14 protein-coding genes are annotated in these 19,810 nt (G+C 40.3%); 10 read left to right on the top strand and 4 right to left on the bottom strand.

What is annotated here, in order from left to right; translation table 11 throughout:
• Window positions 1–63 precede the first annotated feature (63 nt).
• On the bottom strand, window positions 64–2,286 hold the full coding sequence (locus NSTC745_RS28520; protein ID WP_445633998.1) for a pentapeptide repeat-containing protein: 2,223 nt from the start codon (window positions 2,284–2,286) through the stop codon (window positions 64–66).
• A 10-nt stretch (window positions 2,287–2,296) separates the two neighbouring features.
• Complete coding sequence (locus NSTC745_RS28515; RefSeq protein ID WP_445633997.1) at window positions 2,297–3,301, bottom strand: zinc-dependent alcohol dehydrogenase family protein; 1,005 nt, start codon at window positions 3,299–3,301, stop codon at window positions 2,297–2,299.
• Window positions 3,302–3,682: 381 nt separating this feature from the next.
• Here NSTC745_RS28515 and NSTC745_RS28510 point away from each other — a divergent pair, with 381 nt between their 5' ends.
• The 3 genes from NSTC745_RS28510 to NSTC745_RS28500 all read left to right on the top strand — a co-directional run bounded on the left by NSTC745_RS28510 (window position 3,683) and on the right by NSTC745_RS28500 (window position 5,409).
• On the top strand, window positions 3,683–4,075 hold the full coding sequence (locus tag NSTC745_RS28510; RefSeq protein ID WP_445633996.1) for a pentapeptide repeat-containing protein: 393 nt from the start codon (window positions 3,683–3,685) through the stop codon (window positions 4,073–4,075).
• Window positions 4,076–4,172: 97 nt separating this feature from the next.
• The gene (locus tag NSTC745_RS28505; protein ID WP_445633995.1) at window positions 4,173–4,652 is read left to right on the top strand and encodes a DUF2243 domain-containing protein; all 480 of its coding nucleotides are present in this window, start codon (window positions 4,173–4,175) and stop codon (window positions 4,650–4,652) included.
• Window positions 4,653–4,803: 151 nt separating this feature from the next.
• Complete coding sequence (locus NSTC745_RS28500) at window positions 4,804–5,409, top strand: DUF4129 domain-containing protein (RefSeq protein WP_445633994.1); 606 nt, start codon at window positions 4,804–4,806, stop codon at window positions 5,407–5,409.
• A gap of 29 nt (window positions 5,410–5,438) precedes the next feature.
• On the opposite strand, the gene NSTC745_RS28495 is transcribed toward NSTC745_RS28500, so the two are convergent.
• A complete protein-coding gene (locus NSTC745_RS28495; RefSeq protein WP_445633993.1) occupies window positions 5,439–6,875 on the bottom strand; it encodes an ankyrin repeat domain-containing protein in 1,437 nt (478 codons plus the stop codon).
• 175 nt (window positions 6,876–7,050) lie between these two features.
• Between NSTC745_RS28495 and NSTC745_RS28490 the strand changes: the two genes are divergently transcribed.
• The 7 genes from NSTC745_RS28490 to NSTC745_RS28460 all read left to right on the top strand — a co-directional run bounded on the left by NSTC745_RS28490 (window position 7,051) and on the right by NSTC745_RS28460 (window position 18,034).
• Window positions 7,051–8,169 carry an HlyD family secretion protein gene (locus NSTC745_RS28490; RefSeq protein WP_445633992.1) on the top strand — a complete coding sequence of 373 codons (1,119 nt, stop codon included), beginning with the start codon at window positions 7,051–7,053 and terminating at the stop codon, window positions 8,167–8,169.
• A gap of 42 nt (window positions 8,170–8,211) precedes the next feature.
• Window positions 8,212–8,370 (top strand): hypothetical protein, encoded by a 159-nt coding sequence (locus NSTC745_RS28485; protein WP_445633991.1) that lies wholly within the window; start codon window positions 8,212–8,214, stop codon window positions 8,368–8,370.
• A gap of 73 nt (window positions 8,371–8,443) precedes the next feature.
• Entirely contained in the window at window positions 8,444–9,565 is a 1,122-nt protein-coding gene (locus NSTC745_RS28480) for a ferrochelatase (protein WP_445633990.1), read from the top strand.
• A gap of 675 nt (window positions 9,566–10,240) precedes the next feature.
• A complete protein-coding gene (locus NSTC745_RS28475) occupies window positions 10,241–11,644 on the top strand; it encodes a hypothetical protein (RefSeq protein ID WP_445633989.1) in 1,404 nt (467 codons plus the stop codon).
• 180 nt (window positions 11,645–11,824) lie between these two features.
• Window positions 11,825–13,507 (top strand): hypothetical protein, encoded by a 1,683-nt coding sequence (locus NSTC745_RS28470; protein ID WP_445633988.1) that lies wholly within the window; start codon window positions 11,825–11,827, stop codon window positions 13,505–13,507.
• A 92-nt stretch (window positions 13,508–13,599) separates the two neighbouring features.
• Window positions 13,600–15,195 (top strand): nSTAND1 domain-containing NTPase, encoded by a 1,596-nt coding sequence (locus NSTC745_RS28465; protein WP_445633987.1) that lies wholly within the window; start codon window positions 13,600–13,602, stop codon window positions 15,193–15,195.
• Window positions 15,196–15,859: 664 nt separating this feature from the next.
• Entirely contained in the window at window positions 15,860–18,034 is a 2,175-nt protein-coding gene (locus NSTC745_RS28460) for a lipoxygenase family protein (RefSeq protein ID WP_445633986.1), read from the top strand.
• 99 nt (window positions 18,035–18,133) lie between these two features.
• On the opposite strand, the gene NSTC745_RS28455 is transcribed toward NSTC745_RS28460, so the two are convergent.
• Window positions 18,134–19,585 carry a hypothetical protein gene (locus NSTC745_RS28455; RefSeq protein WP_445633985.1) on the bottom strand — a complete coding sequence of 484 codons (1,452 nt, stop codon included), beginning with the start codon at window positions 19,583–19,585 and terminating at the stop codon, window positions 18,134–18,136.
• Between the last annotated feature and the right edge of the window lie 225 nt (window positions 19,586–19,810).

Genomic DNA, 19,810 nt, shown 5'->3' with positions numbered 1-19,810 from the left:
TAAAATATTCTCCCTGACAAACATTCATTGGCTGTAATTTAAAACTTGCTATTTTAGGCAAGATTACTTCAAATAAATTAGCAAATTCAATCCGGGAATTGTGCGCGAGAGTGTCCACAAAACTAGGGTAATATACATTAAACCCAGGCTCCATTGATACCAAGCAAGTGCAGAAATAATACCTGGTAAATGTTCGTCTCGCAAGCGAATATCATTAAATCCTAATCTCACTATGTTGTTGAGACTAAAATCATAATAATTGAGCCAATTCCAACGGCGATCGCACAACAAAGGCATGTATCTTTCACGAAATGTTTGATTTCTAGGAATCACCGGCAAACGTCCAATTAACAATCGTAATTGCCTAAATGTTCCGTCTTCTGTAAAGTAGGAAATATCCATTAAATCATGATAACGGCCTTGTTGGTAAAGTTGAATTAATAAAGCCACCGGAACAGGAACAATAATTATTAAAAGACACCCCAATGTCAGCCAAGGTTGTTCTGCATTGCGAAAAATAGCTAATAAGCTCAAGAATTCTAAAACGCTAAAACTGATTAATATAGAAATGGTTTCGTAGGATGTAGGAACAATTGGTATCGGACGCAAACGGCGACACCGATCCACTAGCCAAAATAGCAAACCGAAGTAAGCGATCGCTACTCCTCCGACACCAAATACTAACCAAAAATTCGTACCATAACCACTCAACAACAACAGTACGCTTAATGCCAACCAACTCCAAGCTTCGAGTAACCATGTACCTATTGAAAGAGGTTCGCCAACACTCAAGCGATCGCTTAATTTGGTATACGTTTCTAAACTGATGTCTGCTAAAGTAAGTAACTCGGTGATATTGCGAAATGGTTTTACTAAACGACGTTCAGCAATGGCTTCCGATTCAGTTGTAGAAAAACCTAACTTTATCAAACTTGTCATAGTTACACTATTAATATTTGTAGCCGTCAAATTGCGGCTTAATTCTATTAATCTCAATCTTTGTTTTGTGTACTCTAAATCATTAGCATCTGCAACTTGTTGTTGTTGACGGAAATTTTGCCCCAAATTCCGCAATATATTTTGGTTTCCTTGGAATGTAGGTACATAAAATATTCTCCCAATTTCACCAGGATTACCTAAAATTTTCGCTTGGTTGGAATTAAAAGTTAGACCAGATACATTTAAAAAAGCTTCCTTGCTAAATCTGGCATCGCTAAAGTCTGCTTGGTTAATAATACTCGCGCCTTGGAGATTTACCGCTTGGTTAAAATCCACTTCTCGAAATATCACAGCTTGTTCAAAAGTGGTTTCTTTGAAGAAAAGTAGCTGATTAAAATTACCTTTATTAAACTGTGCTTGATTAGCAAAACGCACATAGGAAAAATCAACATTTTCTTGCCACTGCACGTTATTAAATTTAGCTAATTGTTTAAAATTTGCCCGATTGAAGTTGGCAGTTTTTTCAAAAAAACTACCTTGAAAATCAATGGTTTCTTGAAATTGAGCTTGTTTAAAATTAGCTTTTTCAAAAAAAATACTGCCAAAAAAATTGCTTGTTTGTCGAAAGTTAGCACTGCTAAAACTAACAGGACGAGCAAACCTGGTTTCAGTCCAATTACTGGCTTGGACAAATGTGGCGTTTTGTGCATCTACAGATTGAAGAAAGAATGTATTAGAAAACTTTACTTCTCCATTGAAGCGAGTTTGCGCCAGTATCAAAGCACCACGAAAAACAGTAATTTCGCCTGGTTGGGTGGATGTTGCCAAAAGCGATCGACAATCTTTAGAGTCTGGTAAAGCTATTGCCAATAATTCCAAACAAACAAAGCGCAAACGTTCTAATTCTTGTTGTTCGCTAGCAGTAAAAATCGGAGCGATCGCCTGAGCATACAAAGGCGTTCTTAAACCCAAATCACTGCCTACAAAATCCCCTAAAATCAAAGCATAACTCAAGTCTAAACCCAGAGGTTTTGCACCCAATTCTTTACGTAGTAATTGGTAAAAAGCATCGCGAAAACTAGCATTTTCTGGGCGTAAATCAATTACCATCTTCTGCAAATCTACCGTCAAACTACCTTCGCGGAGTGTCGGTGTACGCAGTCGTTCTTGTAATAATTCTAGAGTTAAAGGCGTGCGTTCTGGTTGTGGCGCTGCCCAAGCAGGTAAAGTCAGGAAGAGAAGAATTAATAAAACACAAAGGAACGCAAAGGTAGGCAGAGAAAAAACTTTGCGTACCTTTGCGTTTAACCTCTGTGTGCCTCTGCGTTGAAAAAATAATTTATGCAAGCTCGATCGTTCAATCCCTAATCAGCAGAACAATTTTACCCGTTACAGAACCACTTTCAAGTAATTGGTGAGCTTTAGCCGCTTCTTCTAAAGGAAACTTGTGACTGACATGAATTTTTAACTTACCTTCATCGATCCAAGTGGCAGATTGTTCGAGAATTTCTGCATGATGCTGGAGGCTCTCTTCTAATCCGAGCAATGCTGGCGTCAGCATTAATTCTAAGCCAATGCGGAGATTACGTAGTCTAGCAGTTTTCCAAACAGTATTGGCATCTGGTTCGAGAATCGTCACAATATCGCCATACACCCGTACTGCGGGAAAAGTTTTGTGGAAGGTTTCGCCGCCTACGGTATCAAAGGCCAAATCTACGCCTTCGCCATTTGTCCAATCTAATACTGCTTGTACAAAATCAGTTTGTTTGTATAAAATTGTGTAGTCAGCACCTAATTGTTTGGCGAAATTAGCTTTTTCTTGAGAACCTACAGTAGTAGAAACACTAGCACCTTTGAGTTTTGCCAATTGAATTGCTACATGTCCGACACCACCAGCACCGGCATGAATCAGAACTCGTTCCCCAGGTTCCAATCGTCCGCGTTCGTATAAAGCTTCCCAAGCTGTGATTAAAACTAAAGGTGCTGCTGCTGCTTCGGCAAAGGAAATAGACGCAGGTTTACGTGCCACAAACCGCTCATCCACAACAGTATATTCAGCATAATTGCCTTGGTGTGCCCCCAAACCGCCATAGCAAAAATATACTTCATCACCTGGGCGAAATCTTTGTACGCCAGCACCTACAGCTTCCACAATACCTGCACCATCACATCCTAAAATAGCTGGTAGGCGATCGCTGTAAAAAGTACCACGGCTACGAAGTTTGGTATCAATGGGATTAAGACCAGCCGCCACTAAGCGGACTAAAAGTTCGGTGTTTTCCACGGGAACAGCAGGGTTTGGTACGTCCTGTACTTGCAGAACTTCCGGACTGCCAGCTGCTGTCATCAAGACTGCTTTCATGGCTCTTTCCTCCTGGTAGATGCACGTTTATTTGCAACTTTACCGCAATCGGGTGGATGGAGAGTTATGTTTGAGAGTGATATTTTCAGTTTTTGCTAGGTTTATTTAGGATACCAATTACTGAAGAACCTAATTTTTTTAAGCTTTATACCAATTCAAATAATGTTTGCGACACATCAATTATCCGTAAGGGCACAGCAGTACTCACTGGTGTCAACTTAAGCAAAAAGTCACCATAAAATGTAATCTAAGAACATCTATGTAGATTATTCTTCTGCCTCCTGCCTCAAAACCAGTGACTTTGTACCTCATGCAAAAGAAAACTGCTGTATGATGTAATCCTTAGTAAAAGAAAGAAATTAATGATATAGCCTGTGAGGTATGTCTCAAATAAATTCTCAACAACCCGTTAATAATGCTGCTACTCTTGTGGAGAGGTATGCAGCAGGAAAACGAGATTTTAACAAAGCAGAATTGGGTAATGCCGATCTACAAGGTATTAATTTGAGAGGATCTGACCTCAGCTATGCTGATTTGAGTGAAGCTAATTTGAGCAGTGCTAATTTAAGGGGAACTGATTTAAGCTTCGCCGATTTGAGTGAAGCTAATTTGAGAGATGCCGATCTTAGGGGAGCATTGTTAATGTCTGCTAATCTTCATCAAGCCGATCTTGAAGGAGCGAACCTGGAAAAAGCTGATTACGATCGCAATACCCATTTTCCTGAAAATTTCGACCCAGCCAAAGCAGGTATGCAAATCAAAATTGAAGATTGACTCATTTTAATTTGAGCGATCGCACTTGCCTCAAGATAGAAGATATGGTTATCAAAACAATTCTATTTTGGTAAAAAGCTTATCTATGAGGTTGAAGATGGAGGCGAAGAGTACAACCCTCAAGCAAAGGACACCCTTGATTATTGCAGGAATTGTTCTTGGTTTGGGTCTTGGAGGGTTTGTTGATGGGATTCTACTGCATCAGTTACTTCAGTGGCATCACATGTTGAGCAACATTCGACCTCTGACAAATGTTGCCAATGAAGATTTGAATATGATATGGGACGGCTTATTCCATGCTTTCGATTGGGTGTTAACCGTAGCAGGAATAATTTTACTGTGGCGTGCCGGAGGGCGTGATGATGTTCCTTGGTCATCACAAACCTTTATTGGTTCAATACTTATTGGTGCTGGGTTATTCGACGTAGTTGAAGGACTGATTGACCATCAAATTCTCGGTATCCATCATGTTAAACCAGGGCCAAATCAATTAGCTTGGGATCTAGGATTTCTTGCATTTGGTGGGCTACTTGCCGTTATCGGCTGGATAATGATAAAAAAAGACTCAATTGAATAGGGCATTGGGAAAGGGAAAGGGAAAGGGGTAAGGGGAAAAGGGGAAAGATTAAATTTATTCCTTTTCCCTTTAACCTTTTCCCCTGCCCCCCTGCCTCCCCTGCCTCCCCTGCCTCCCCTGCCCCCTTGCCCCTTTGCCCCACTCCTCCCCTATGACAGATACTTTTGAAAAAACTAACTGGAATTGGCAGCTTTCTCAATTTCAACAACAAATAGGAGAATGGTGGGAATACCAGTTTTACCGCTTGGAAAGGTCTTTGCCAGAATTGCCCGATGGATGGTCAATTAGCCCTTGGGTAGGTGAGTTACTGAAATTCCTGTTTTGGGTAATACTAGGCTTATTTGTAGCTTGGGTAGCTTGGCGGTTATGGCGAGAATTCAGTCCTTATTTATATTCTTGGCTGAGTAGGGGAGGTAATTTTACCGATTTTGGTGTAAAAAATAGCTTTAATGAGTCATCCATTGATGTTTTGTTAGAGCGATCGCAAAAATTTTACCGCCAAGGTAACTACCGTGAAGCTTGCCGTTGTCTTTATTTAGCGATGTTACAGCATTTGCATCAGCAAGCGATCGCACCTCACAAAAAAAGCCGTACAGATGGAGAATATCTACAAATATTGCGATCGTCTGTAAGCCCCATACAGCCTTATGAAACTTTAATTACCACTCACGAGCAATTATGTTTTGGTAATGCTGAGATTCTGCCAGACAACTACGAGCAGTGTCGGCAAGCTTATCGGGAAATTTCGCCAGAATGAAATAGTCTAATAGCAATTCCCAATCCAAATTATAAAACTCCTTTTTGGTTGTAGTACTCGTAGTAAATCACCATTTCTTCGATCCAATCCCAGAAGGAATCATAGCGTTTTTCTATAGTGGTTTCAGTTTCATCACCGAAGTAGTAAATTGGCGGATCGTCATCCTTTCCATCTGCAACAAAAAATAGATTGGTTGACCCTAACCGAGAAGCAAAAACAAAGTAATTGTGGGGCAGTTGAGGTAGATTTTCAAATTGTGCGAATCGATCGCTTTGAGCCATGTCCTTCACAGACTCATAGAAAGCATTCCAGTGGTCAGTAGCTATAAAGCCACCTGCCCATTTACCCATCACCTGAAGAAACTGTTTGTAAGCTTCGGGAAGTATGACCCCAAACTTTTGCTCCAAATGTCTAATCTCTTGTTTTGAGCAAGGAGTAAGCCCTGCTTGAGCAAATTCAGGAATAGATAATATGCGCTCAATTAGCTGTTGTGGGGTAGGGCGAGGATTAGGCAGATTGAGCCAATGAGGTTCTAGAATCGCTAATAATTCAGGAAATTCTCGTGCATTATCCCATGCACAGCAACGATGCAGGTTGCGAATATTCACATCAGCCCCATACTCAATTAGGAGTTGAGACAATTCGACCTCTCGATGTTTTGTTGCTTGATGCAACGGCGTATCACCAATATAGTTCTGAGCATTGGGGTTTGCTTTGCGATCGAGCAGCAACCGCGCAATATCGCTTCTTTTTGCCAATACTGCAACATGTAATGGCGTATTGCCTTCATACCTTTCTGGTAAATTAGGGTTTGCTCCATAGTCAAGAAGTAAATTGACCGATTCGGTTTGAGGAATAGAGCCTCCTTCAGGCTCGCGCAAACCGATCGCAGTATGTAAAAGTGGACTCTGAAAACCAGGTACATGGTTGACGTTCGCACCTCGATTCAGCCAAAATTGCAGCAGTTCAAGCGATCGCCACCCAGTTGCTTCAAAGGCGTATTGATTTGCACAAGAGATGGCATCGAGATCGGCTCCATACTCCTCCAAAAGCAACACCATCTCCAGGGATTTTGCATGAAATAATGGAGTCTCTTGACGATTGTCTTTTGTACTTCTGGCATTTGGGTTCGCCCCATGTTCGAGTAGCAGTCTGGCGCAGTCTAGAGAGTCTTTGATGACGGCTTCAAACAGGGGAGTCCAGGCGTGTAAACTATCGGGCAAGTCAACAACTGCCGGCTGACTGGATAAGCCGCTGACGAATCCAAACAAACCTCTCGCTTGCTGCATCCGTATCAACAATTGCACGCATTCAACTGCTCCACCTTCTGCCGCACAGTGAATAGGGAGACGATCGAACCAACCTTTGGCTAATGCCAATTCCGGATTGCGATCGAGCAATGCCCTCAGAGCTTGAACATCTCCAGAACGAGCTAGTTGATGGACTGGGCGATCTTTACCACTCACAATTAAGGTTCCAACTATTTACAATCTCCGCCCTATAGTAGCTATTTGGGATCGCCTTTAGCGTTGGCCTTGCGATTTTTTAGTTGGAAGCCTCTTAGGGAGTGAAATTATATACTAAACTGTATAGTTGGCAGTTAGTAACAGTCTCGTTAAAGGTAAGCGAATGAAATACGATATGTTTTTTTTAGCAGCCCTTTTAGCGATCGCAGGCTTGCGAGCTATCGTGTTATCCTTTTTTTCTAATTCGGCGGATACTGCTACTATAACTAGCACTGTCAAACCTATAGAAGTAAAAACGACCCTGACCAACAAAGCATTGAATCTGGGTAGAATCCCCTTGAATGGTACCTTAGAAGCGGTAGAAACCGTCACTACTACCAGTCGCGTTATGGGACAAATTAAAACTTTGCCAGTGCAAGAAGGTGACACAGTTAAAGCAGGTCAAATCATTGCCCTTATTGATGTCAAAGATATCCAGGCACAACGCGATCGAGCATCGGCTGTGATTTTCCAAGCTCAAGCAGGTGTAACAGTTGCGACTGCTGCTGAAACTCAAGCCTTAGCAAACAAAACTCAAGCGCTAGCACAACTCGATCGAGCAAAGGTTCATCAACAAGAAGCCGAAGCCAAATTGCAGGAAGCACAAGGACAACTAGCTGAGGCTCAATTAAATCAACAACGCATGGCTATGCTGCAAAAAGATGGTGCAGTCAGCCAATTACAACTAAATACAGCCAATACAGAGGTAGCATTAATTGAAGCTCGCATTCAACAGGCAAAAGCTGGGATTGAACAAGCCAAGCGGGAAATTGAGCAAGCCAAAATTGCCATAAAACAGGCAAGCTTCCAAGTCCAGCAAGCACGAGTAGGAGTAAAGCAGGCGCGTTCCCAAGTTCAGCAAGCACGAGCACAAGTAAAGCCAACGATTGCTAACCTAAACCGCAGCATTGTTAAAGCACCATTCGCTGGAGTCGTCACTAAGAAACATATAGAAGTAGGTGCAATAGCGGATTTTGGACAACCTTTAGTAACATTGGAAAGTAGCGATCGCTTGCAGTTTAGCGTTGTAGTACCAGAGTCAATGAAGTCCTTGGTGAAACAAGGAGATGAAGTGGAAGTGCAGCTAGATGCTCTCAAGCGTTCTGTGCGCGGACAAGTAAATCAAATTATTCCTTCTGCAAACCCCAACAGTCGTAGTTTTACTGCTAAAATTGCCCTTAAAAAAGCCACAAATTTAATGCCGGGAATGTTCGGGCACATAAAACTGCCCCCTGAAGTCACTCAGTCATTATGATTCCCCAGGACTTAGGCAAGGGTTAATTACTTACTAGCTCTCTTGAAAACTGGCAAAGAATATAACCGCGATCTCTCAGCAGCTTACAATATCGGTGCAAGAACTTCTGCAAGAAATCTAGCGATCGCCAAAGTATGTCTTTTGATGTATTATTTTGATTTTTACACTTATCCCATCCGGGGGGATGTGATAATAATTTAGTAATAGGGGAAACGTTCAAGCTAATCCCCTAGCTTTAAATTCTCTGCACTCTGGTTATATTGAGGAAGTTATTGTGGTTGCAACGCCGGAAAAACTACAACATACTCACGAGCAATTATCAAGTAAAGACCGTGTAGCTGTACTGCTTATGGGCTATGGCGAAGTCGAAAGCTACGAAGATTTCGCTAACTATAACGAACAGGCTTTAAATCTACTCACCGCCAAATTCGCACCAGTGCCAACCTGGATTTATCCGCCGCTGGCACGACTTCTAGCACTATTTGACCGTCATGAGTGGGGACACACACACCACGATTTTATTTCTCCACACAATGCCATCTTTGAACAACAGCGGGCTGGAATTGAGAAGAATTTACAAGAAAAATGGGGCAATAACGTCCAAGTTTTCAAAGCTTTCAACTTCTGCGCCCCCTTCTTACCCAAACAAGTCTTGGCAGAAATCAAAAACCAAGGCTTCGATAAGCTGCTAATTTATCCACTGCTAGTTGTTGATTCTATTTTTACTAGTGGGATTGCGATCGAGCAAGTTAATAATGCCCTTGTTGAGTTGGCTGATGGTGAAGAACACTGGGTGAAAGCACAGCGCTATATTCCTTCTTTCTTCAACGAACCAGCCTACATCGATTTGATGGCTCATTTAGTTGAGGAGAAAATTAACGCTGATTTAGCAGCAGCTTACCTACCTTCCCAAATCGGGATTGTACTGATGAATCACGGCTGTCCGCACAAAGCCAAAGGATTTACCTCTGGAATTACCGAAAGTCAGGCACTATATGATTTAGTACGGGATAAGTTGATTAACCGCTATCCTCTAATCTCCGTAGGTTGGCTCAATCACGACACGCCTTTGATTGAATGGACGCAGCCAAATGCACAACAAGCAGCAAATAACTTGATTCAGTTGGGTGCAAAAATAGTGATATTTATGCCAATAGGTTTTGCTACGGAAAACCACGAAACTCTGTTGGATGTACATCACATCATCCATGCTTTGGAAAAACAGCATTCTGGTATAAATTACGTACAAATGCCTTGCGTCAACGACCATCCGGAATTTTTAGGGATGGCGGCTCAATGGGCTGATGCTCATATTGCACAGTTATTGTCAGAGGAAGCTGTGGCAGTTAATCCCCAATTAGCCGACCATCACCATCACCATCATCACCACCATTAAGTTTAATTTTGTAGGGTGGGCAAAGCTTTGCCCACTCCAGATTGATGCTTAGTTTCAAGCACAGATACAGTTCAAGTCTTTAGATCGCACCGTTGCAGATACTCCTCAAGCGTTAATTTACGTCTGCACCAAAATACTGAGATCCAATTATTTTTTTTCATCTCACTTTAAGTAAAATTCCCTTTAAAGTCAGTATTATCACTCAGGTTAGCTAGCATTGTTAAAGTTATTCTGTAACCAGTAATATCACATTGGCTAGGTACTAAAAGATTACAATCTCTTGATATCGAAATCCAGGCGATCGCTTATTATTAAAATTGCTGTGCGTCAGAGCGTCCTCCACAATGATAAGTGTTTAACGGGACATGATATGACCAGTCACACAGCAAATTTTGGCGTTAACTATCTTATACCAGTTGTGTATAAAAATACGCCAAAATCTTAGTAATGACGATGAAAGTTTAGACCGACGCAAATATCAAGAGATTAGGAAAAAACCATAATTTCGCTACCTTATTGAGTATCTAAAAAGATTTGGTAGCGAAATGTTTGTCCAGTAAATATGCAAAAAATAGGGGTGCTGTTTGATAACAGCAGCCACATTTTTGTGGAACGAATGTAATGTTTTTCTTGTTTTTTTAATTAAATAAAATGCTGAAATAGAAGGATTTACACATGCCAGAAACATTAGTTGGAACTGATTTAGCCTACTACTTAATCGCTTTTGACGCTAATGGCAGAGAACGCGCAAACAATGGAAAGTCAATCAGCCAAACAGTACTAAATATATTATCTGAATCTAGGAAATCTGGGGAGCCAATCACAGATGTTTTTTTGATGAGCCACGGATGGCAAGGTGACATTCCTGCGGCAAAAGATCAATATGACAAATGGATTGCAGCTATGGCTAAAAACGAAGCTGATATTCAAAAAATGCAACAGTTAAGGCCAGGATTTCGCCCATTGTTAATTGGCCTGCATTGGCCTAGTAAGCCTTGGGGAGATGAAAATCTGAATGCAGTCACCACAGACAAAACAATTGTGTCTTTTGAGGCTACAGATAATTCTCAGGAAGAGTTAATTAATCAGTATTCTCAGAGTATTGCTGATACTGAAGCTGCTAGAGATGCCCTGAGAACAATTTTTTCAGCAGCAACAGAATATGACGTTGCACCCGATACATTACCATCTGAAGTACGTGAAGCTTATAAGGTTTTGATTAAAGAAGCATCTTCGAGCAGTGAAGGAGAAGATGCAGATGGCTGGGGTGAAAGCGAATCCTTAAATTTAGATCCCGATAGTGTATATGAAGCTAGCCTTGCACAAGAAGACGAAGATGTCAGTTTCGGAATTGAGACAAGTGTAAAATCAGCGGCTGATGCATTCTTGAACGTTCCGAGATTGTTATCTTTCTGGAAAATGAAAGACCGAGCTAGGAAAATCGGTCGAACCAGCGGCTTCAATTTGTTAAATAGACTCCAAGAGGTGACAGATAATAGTGTGCGATTTCATCTGATGGGGCACAGTTTTGGATGTATTTTTGTCTCAGCCATCGTAGCAGGTACTGACGAGAAAAATTTACTTCGTCCGGTTAATTCTCTTGCTTTAATACAAGGCGCTTTTTCACTCTGGGGTTTCTGTGCAAATGTCCCCTATAGAAACAATCGTCCTGGTTACTTCCGCTCTATTATTACTGGTAATAAAGTTGCAGGGCCAATTATTACTACCCAATCTATATATGATAAGGCTGTCAAGAATGCCTATCCTATGGCGGGGACGCTGGGAATACTTGGCGGTCAAGATATAGACTTTAGCGTTGATACATCAATTTATCCTGGTGTTGGTGCCATTGGTTGTTATGGAATCCAAGGTGATGGTTTGAACATCAGCAGCGACATAACATACATGCAACCTCTGAACAAACCTTACAACTTTGAACCGGGAAAAATTTACAACCTCAACAGTAATGATTATATTTATGTTCCTCCTAGCTTACTAGATCAGTTTGTAGGCGCTCACAATGCCATTGATAAACCAGAAGTAGCTCATGCTGTGTGGTCAGCAGCTTTTGGTAGTTAAAAGTCAAAAGTAAAAGGTAAAAAGTAAAAAGAGAATTTCTGTAATTAATATTAGGAAATTTTCAGCGATCGCCTTTTCGTTATCAGAAAAATTAGAGCGATCGCAACCATTTTATCTTTTACCTTTTAACTTTTTATTTTTGCCTTATCCAGTGAATTAGAAATAGAAGGATTGCGTAAGATGAGCATTGAACAACTGACACAAGAGCTATATTTCAATGGAATTAACGGTGCATCGGGAGATTATTTGTTGCCTCCTTTGACACCAGAGCAGGTTTCTAAAATTGCTCAGGGTGAAGAGTTCGATCCTACAGAAATCAGCGAACTCAAAAGAAAAGATTCCCATGTTAAAGGTTTAGAACCCGACTTTGCGCCGATAGAAGGTGTAGATCCGAAAAACCTTGCAGAAACCGGTTGGGGAGTTATTTTCGCTTATAATGCCGACCCAGCAATCAGGGAAGCACTCAAGGAACTGTTAGAACATCGGCAAAGGCAAGCGACGAAAAATAACGAAAATTACTATCAGGAATATGTCGGCGCCAAGGGCTATCGTCCAGGAGAATCGAAGAATCAATTTTTGTCGCGTCATGGAGTCGGCCCCGGCCCTGCTGACCCAGATAAAATGCCTTATTATCTGTTGATTGTTGGCGATCCGGAAACTATTCCTTATCGCTTCCAATACCAACTTGATGTTCAATATGCTGTAGGTCGGATCTACTTTGATACGCCCCAAGAATATGCTCAGTATGCTCGCAGTGTCGTACAGGCTGAAACCACTGATTTAAATCTGGCTCGTAAAGCTAGCTTTTTCGGTGTGTGTACTAAAGGTGATGCGGCCACTGAACTCAGTGCTAAAAACTTGATTCAGCCCTTAGCTGACTGGATGCTTGACGAGAACAAAGATAATAGTTGGGCAGTACAAACTTTACTTGCAGAAGAAGCTACAAAGGCGCGGTTAGCGAAAATATTAGGTGGTGAAGAAACACCTGCTTTGTTGTTCACTGCTAGTCACGGTATGGGCTTTCCCAACGGTGATGAGCGACAACTACGCCATCAGGGTGCTTTGCTCTGTCAGGACTGGCCTGGTAGAGAGTGGGGTAAAAAACCAATTCCCGAAGATTTTTACTTCTCTGCGGACGATGTTGGCGATGATGCTAAGTTGCTAGGGCTAATTGCCTTTCACTTTGCTTGTTATGGTGCCGGTACGCCTCAATTTGATGAGTTTGCTCATAGAAAAGGCTCCAATGAAAGATTACAAATCGCTCCTAATGCTTTTGTTGCTCCTTTACCCCGTCGGCTTCTGAGCCATCCCAAAGGTGGCGCTTTAGCTGTCATCGGTCACGTAGAACGGGCTTGGGGTTGCTCTTTTGTCTGGGGACGCACTGGCAAACAATTAGCAGTCTTTCAAAGTACGCTCAAGAGACTGTTAGAAGGTCATCCCGTGGGGTCAGCTGTTGAATATTTCAACGAACGCTACGCCGAACTTTCATCTGATTTGAGTACCGAACTCGAAGAAGTTAAATATGGCGCAACTGCCGATCCGATGAATTTGTCTGATATGTGGACAGCAAACAACGACGCCCGCAGTTATGCGATTATTGGCGACCCCGCAGTTCGGTTAGTTGTGAGCGATAATTCAAGTGGCGATCGCGCAGTTATCGCAGCAATAAATTTACCGACTGCACCTACAACACCGCAACCATCTAACACATCTGCAATCCAACAAGCTCAGACAAACCTCAACCAAGCACTAGAACAATTTGCCCAGACAGTCGAACAAGCTTCTGCTGACCGTACAGAAAAGCTCCAAGCAGCACTTTCAGCGACAGTTAGCCTACTGGAAACTTTGAAGAAATTAAGTTAGGAACTGGGAATTGGGGACTGGGGACTGAGAAAAATTCCTCTCTCCATATCTCCATCTCCCGATCTCCCAATCTCCCCATCTCCCCCCAAAATATGAACACCTTCGAGATTACTATCCAGCGCAAATCAGAAAATAACTGGCCAATTGTTGTAGAACACACCCGATTTGGCGAACTCCTGCCATTACGCTCGGAAGGTACTCTCGAACTGAGTGCTGAAAATTTTCAGCAGCTCATCAGTTTTCTCGGACAGCCCAAAGATTACGGTAAATTGCTAGGAAAAAATTTATTTCGAGATGATGTACGCGATGCCTTTGTTGGTGCGATGCGCGAAAGTGACGAACCACTGAGAATGTTGCTGTTTATTGAAGCATCAGATCCACAATTAAGAACTTTACGTTGGGAAAAACTCTGCGCCCCTATCGATGGTGAATGGGAGTTATTAGCACTAAACCAACGAGTACCATTTTCTTTCTACATTCCGGCAATTACTGACCGCCGCTTTCCCCCCATTGGACGGCGAGACTTGCGGGCGCTGGTTTTAGTTGCTAGTCCCAGCGATTCCCAAAAGTATAAATTAGCTCAATTTGATGTTGCAGCCAGCGTTAATAGCGTCAAGTCTGCACTGGGGGAAATACCTTGCGATATTTTGGCAACAGTTGATGGAGCTATTGGTTTACCCACAATAGACGAACTGTGTACTCACCTGAGCGATCGCAACAAACAATATACAATACTACATTTTGTCAGTCACGGTAGGGTAATGGATAATGGTGAAACCATTGTCTACTGGTCAAAAGCTGATAATACAGTGGAAGCCATCCCTGCAACACAGTTACTAGACCGATTACGCCCATTACGTGGAGCCAAAGGGCTACCCCACTTTACCTTTCTTTGTACTTGCGAAAGCGCCAGCCCTGATGCCGAAGGATCGTTAGGAGGCTTAGGACAAAGATTAGTACGGGATTTGGGGATGCCGGCGGTGGTGGCAATGACCGATAAAGTCACCATTAAAACAGCCGAAACGCTAATAGAAAACTTTTATAAACAACTCAGAGCATCGGGAGAGGTGGACTCTGCTTTGCATGAAGCAACAGCCGCTTTAGCAAAGCGCGGCGATATTACAGTTCCAGCATTGTTTAGCCGTTTGGGCGGGCGACCTTTATTTACTGACCAACTCGATCGCCAACTAACCACCGCAGAAATCAAATATGGTTTACAAGGTCTGGCTGAATTATTACCACAAAGAGCGCCAACACTGCAACCAAAATTCGAGATCCCTGCCCAGAAGCTAGAAAATATCTTAGGTGCAGATTCCGCAGCTTTGAGCAAAGAAGCCCTCAAAGAACGAGAACAAGCTTTAGAAGAAATTAACAATCTCTGCGAGGAAATACTAGACATCAACTTTCATGGTTTGGCGTTAGGTCACCAACCACCAGTTTATGATTCTCGTTGTCCCTTCCGGGGTTTGTATCCTTTCCGGGTGGAAAACCGGGAATTTTTCTTTGGGCGAGAACAACTAATTACCCAACTGCAACAAAAGTTGAGCGAACACAACTTTTTAGCTGTGTTAGGTGCTTCTGGTAGCGGTAAATCATCGGTAGTGTTAGGGGGTTTAATACCGCTACTACAGGAAAAACAACCTGATTTGCAGTTAGCATACTGTAGGCAATGTCATCTTCAGCCCTGATGGCAAAACCTTAGTTACTACAGTCAATAATAAAAGTGCGATCGTTATTTGGGATTTAGATCTGCTGGCTTTAAATCCACTCCTAAATAATGCCTGTGATTGGACGCGAAACTATCTTACATATAGCCAAGACATATCAGAAGATGATAAGCATTTGTGCGATGGTATCGGTACTGCCCAATAATTAATTTTATACTGATAAGACTTAAACAAAAAATCGCTAAAATTCTAATTTGCATCTAGTGGTAATTCCTAAATTTATGGCACAGCATCTAGTTGCATTAAATTGTAAATATGTCAATGTTTTTTCAAGATCGTGGTTGCAAACCATTATTTTTAATGCAACAGATTACAGGTAAATGAAATAAAATTTTTCATAACCGAGTTATATATTAAAAAACTTTTAACCCTGTTAAAAGTTTTTTATTCTGTGTTTTATACGGATGTAAAAATTGGTTTTATTGCTAATAAATATATTTTGATAATTCTAAACAATTTTGCTTAAATAGTTAACAACTTTTAACATAAAAAATCATTATTGTTTACTGAATTTTTATGCCTTGTGCTATCTTTGATAGATTACAAATCTTAGAAAAATCTCTCTAAGGCTAGATGCGTTTAGTTGATGTTTGTGGCCAAGGAATACTAAAAATTAGGAGCGGAAATGTCTCTCACTTCTCACGTTATATCTTCTTCTTTAGGTCTGTCTAAAGGAGATTTACAAAGCCTTTTGGTGCTTTTATACAAGTTAGTCAAACTTAGTAAAGCATCATTACAATACATGCAGTATGAATACAATTACAGTTATATACCTCCTTTGGCAATGACAGGTGCCCTGCCATTACCAGCCATTAAAATAGAACTCCCAATTCAAGAGTTACCTAATTTAAAATGGGTACTTGCAGTAGCTCAAAAGATCACGCTGATTTTGGTAAATGATACTATTAGTAACTTTTCGGGCTTATTCAGGGGCGGTATTTCTTTCGATATAGATGATGCTGAAAATAATACCTCAGTCATAGATAATAAAGTAGAAGCTTTAAAAAATATAGAGCAAAAAATTAAAGATGCTGAAAGTTACCAAGATTTAGAAAAAATTGCCTTAACTATAGCATCAATTACTCAAGATATTACTGATGAAATTGTTGCTGCCGAACCATCAAATATTGTTTCATTTGATGCAACAGAGATATCTGAATTTGAAGAAAAACTTCAAGCTGTTGACGAGCAGTTTGAGTTACTTGAATTCAATAATGAATCAGGAAATGTAGAATTTTTATCGTCATTTAGTTTAGAAGATTCACTCACAGATTTATTAAGTAATGCTTTCAAGCAAATCATTAATTCTGATGCGAGATTGTTGGAGCTAGAAAACAATCAACCTTTGCCTATGGAAGTAGACTTTTCTACAGGCACATCGACAATGAATCCAAGTATTGAAGATTATAATAAATTATTTGCGAAAATACCTCTACCAGAGATTAGCTCTAGATTTAAAGAGGACTTAGTTTTTGGTTATATGCAGGTTGCTGGGCCAAATCCGCTGATGCTGGAACAGGTATTGCAACAAGAAAAAACTTTAGGAATTAGCAACGAACAATACCAAAGAATTGTCGGTATTCCTAATGATTCCCTGGAAGCTGCAAGGCAAGAAGGTCGGCTTTATAAAGCTGATTATTCTATGTTGAAAAACATGAAAAATGGGAGTTTTCCAAATCAGCAAAAGTATATCTATTCGCCTTTAGCATTATTTGTAGTACCCCCAGCTAGCAACCCATCTCGGTCTTTAGTACCGCTAGCTATTCAATGTAAGTCCGAACATCCAGTGTTCACACCTCTTGATGGCGAGAACTGGGCGATCGCCAAAAGTATTGTGCAAATGGCCGATAGCAATTACCATGAACTAGTTAGCCATCTTGGTCGCACTCACTTATTTATCGAACCTTTCGTAATTGCTACTAAGCGACGATTACCAGCAAACCATCATTTAAGGATTTTGCTGGAACCTCACTTTGAAGGAACTATATTAATCAATTACGGCGCTCATAAAATCTTAGTTGCCGATCGCCGTCAAGTTGATGAACTTTTAGCTAGTACAATAGAGAGCGATCGCCAACTCACTGTTCAAGCTGCCCAAGATTATTTGCATCATTTCAACGATGCAATGTTTCCCAATATCTTAGCAAGTCGCCGTGTTGATAATACTCATAAATTACCTGAATATCCTTATCGAGATGACGGACTGCTAATTTGGAACGCGATTCATCAATGGGTGCGTGCTTATTTGAGCAGTTACTATATCAGCGAGCAACAACTACTAGCAGACCAAGCTTTACAAAATTGGGCGAAGGAATTAATCTCACAACAAGGAGGCCGCCTCCAGAATTTTGGTGAAGATACTTCAGGCAGAATTAAAACCCTAGATTATCTAATTGATGCTGTTTCCACTATTATTTTTACAGCTAGTGCTCAACATGCTGCGGTTAATTTTGCCCAAGGTGAACTCATGACTTACGCACCTGCTTTTCCTCTAGCTAGTTATTCCCCAGCGCCGACAAGTCTCGATGAACAAGGCGACTTTATGAGTATGCTACCTTCCATAGAGCAAGCCAGAACCCAACTTAAGGTAACTTATTTGCTTGGCTCAGTTTACTATACACAGCTAGGGCAATACTCGAACTCATACTTTAAATCCAAGCCACAAATTAATTCAGCCTTGGCAACTTTTCAAAATCAACTCAAAGCAATTGAGCAAGAAATTACTAAAAGGAATCATACAAGAATAATGCCTTACAAATTCTTGCTACCTTCTCAAATTCCCCAAAGTATAAATATCTAAAGAATTCTGAATTGAGTAAATTTTAAGTAGGGTGTGTTATGGCTTTAGCCTAACGCACCGCTTTGTTATACCGCTAGGATTTTATTTTTAAAATCATATTTATGGATAAAGTACAAGCAGTTTTTCAGATTCGAGTAATCTGCGCTGTTCGCTAGTTAGAAAAATGTACCCAGTAATATAATTACGCTTCTCATAAAGTGGATAAAATCTGCCATCATTAGCTACAGTTTGATCCACTAATTGTAGAATTAAACTAAATAGCCTACGATCGTCTACAAAATCATCTTGAAATTCAAGATTTGTAAAGTAGTGTTTGCCATTCAACTTAAAAGAAACTTCAGCAGTTTGATTATTTTTCCAGTCAAATGAAATGTCAGTTGGTGTGAAATTACCTCGTGAAACCTCTGCAAATTTACGGATAAGTCGCTTATATTTATCCTCTGTAGAAGTGGCTTCCAAATCAATAGTAGGAACAAAAGTATCGAAAGCTTCCAATAATTGGTTGTAGTTAGTGATATAACTTTGTCTAATATTATCTTCAGCTATATTTATTTGTTGTGCTGTTAAGTGACTTAATAATCCTATTTTTTCTAAAATTGTAATAATTTCCTCTATCCGGCCTGTTGTTAAATATTTTTCTTGTTCATAAAAATTATTGAGATCAAAAATATATGATTTATCCAAAAATAATTTAAATTGCTTATTGTTAAGTGCAATAAATCCAAATTTATTAGTATGTCCTAACGCTGATAGACCTATTAATTCGTCGCTAACAGTTCCTATGTCATAAAATCGATACGACGAACCTATATCCCGCAGTATTTTATTAAATAAGAAAAAAAATTCTCTTCTTTCAGCGATAGGTATAGAAAATTTATTTTTGATAACTGGATATAAATTATACTGATATTTCTTTCCATTCGTATATATTGAAAATATCATTTTCTCATCAACCGAAAAACTACCAATTTTAATGTTTGCTATGCCTGATTCATGGAGCATATTAACAATGCTTTGATAAATTTCTGGCAAGTAATCATACAGTTTTTTAGAGTAATCGTTGATGTTAAAAACTACTGTACGATCAAAGTGTTTAAATAAGTCGATGTTACTAGCAATATTTTCTGTTTGGATGTCTTGTATTAATTTCGTGTAACCATCAGCAGATAATATACCACTAGAACGCAAGGTTTTAAGGTAGGGTTTTAAATCATTGAGTTGTAAATTCTCATAAACCTCCATTTGATTTTCGGCTTGCTGAAATAGCTCGATATCCATTTTGATATGACTAGCTTTAATATCTGCTTCTAGTCTTTGATAAACACGTTCGGTAATAACTCCTGACTGTTTGAGTTGTTCTAACAGTTGCAGTAATTCTAAGCGCATTTCTTCAGTAAATTCAGCAGGTGCTTCAAATGCAATAGTAACTTGAAACAAGGTAGGAAAATCTTGAAACAAGGTAGGAAAATCAAGGTTAAGTCGGCGGTTCACTGCCTCCTGTCCAAGTTTATAGAGCAACGTCGAACGACTAGGCATTTCACCTTCTTCCATTGAAGACTCTATCTGCTGGTACGTTTGTTCTGATATTAAATTTAAGTTGCAAAGGTTACGTGATATGTCTAATATAGAAACCATATTTTTAAAATTAGTATTAATATGAGCAATTAGCTGATTAAATACAATACTTTCAAAAGTTTTTATGTTCTTTATTCTCTCGATTTAAAATAATTTTTTCCAATCAAATATGATTCCTAGATATAGCGGTGCGTTAGGCGC

Source organism: Nostoc sp. DSM 114161 (assembly GCF_052692665.1).
The sequence above is the reverse complement of the archived record's forward strand: the minus strand, read 5'-3'. Positions and strand labels throughout refer to the sequence as shown.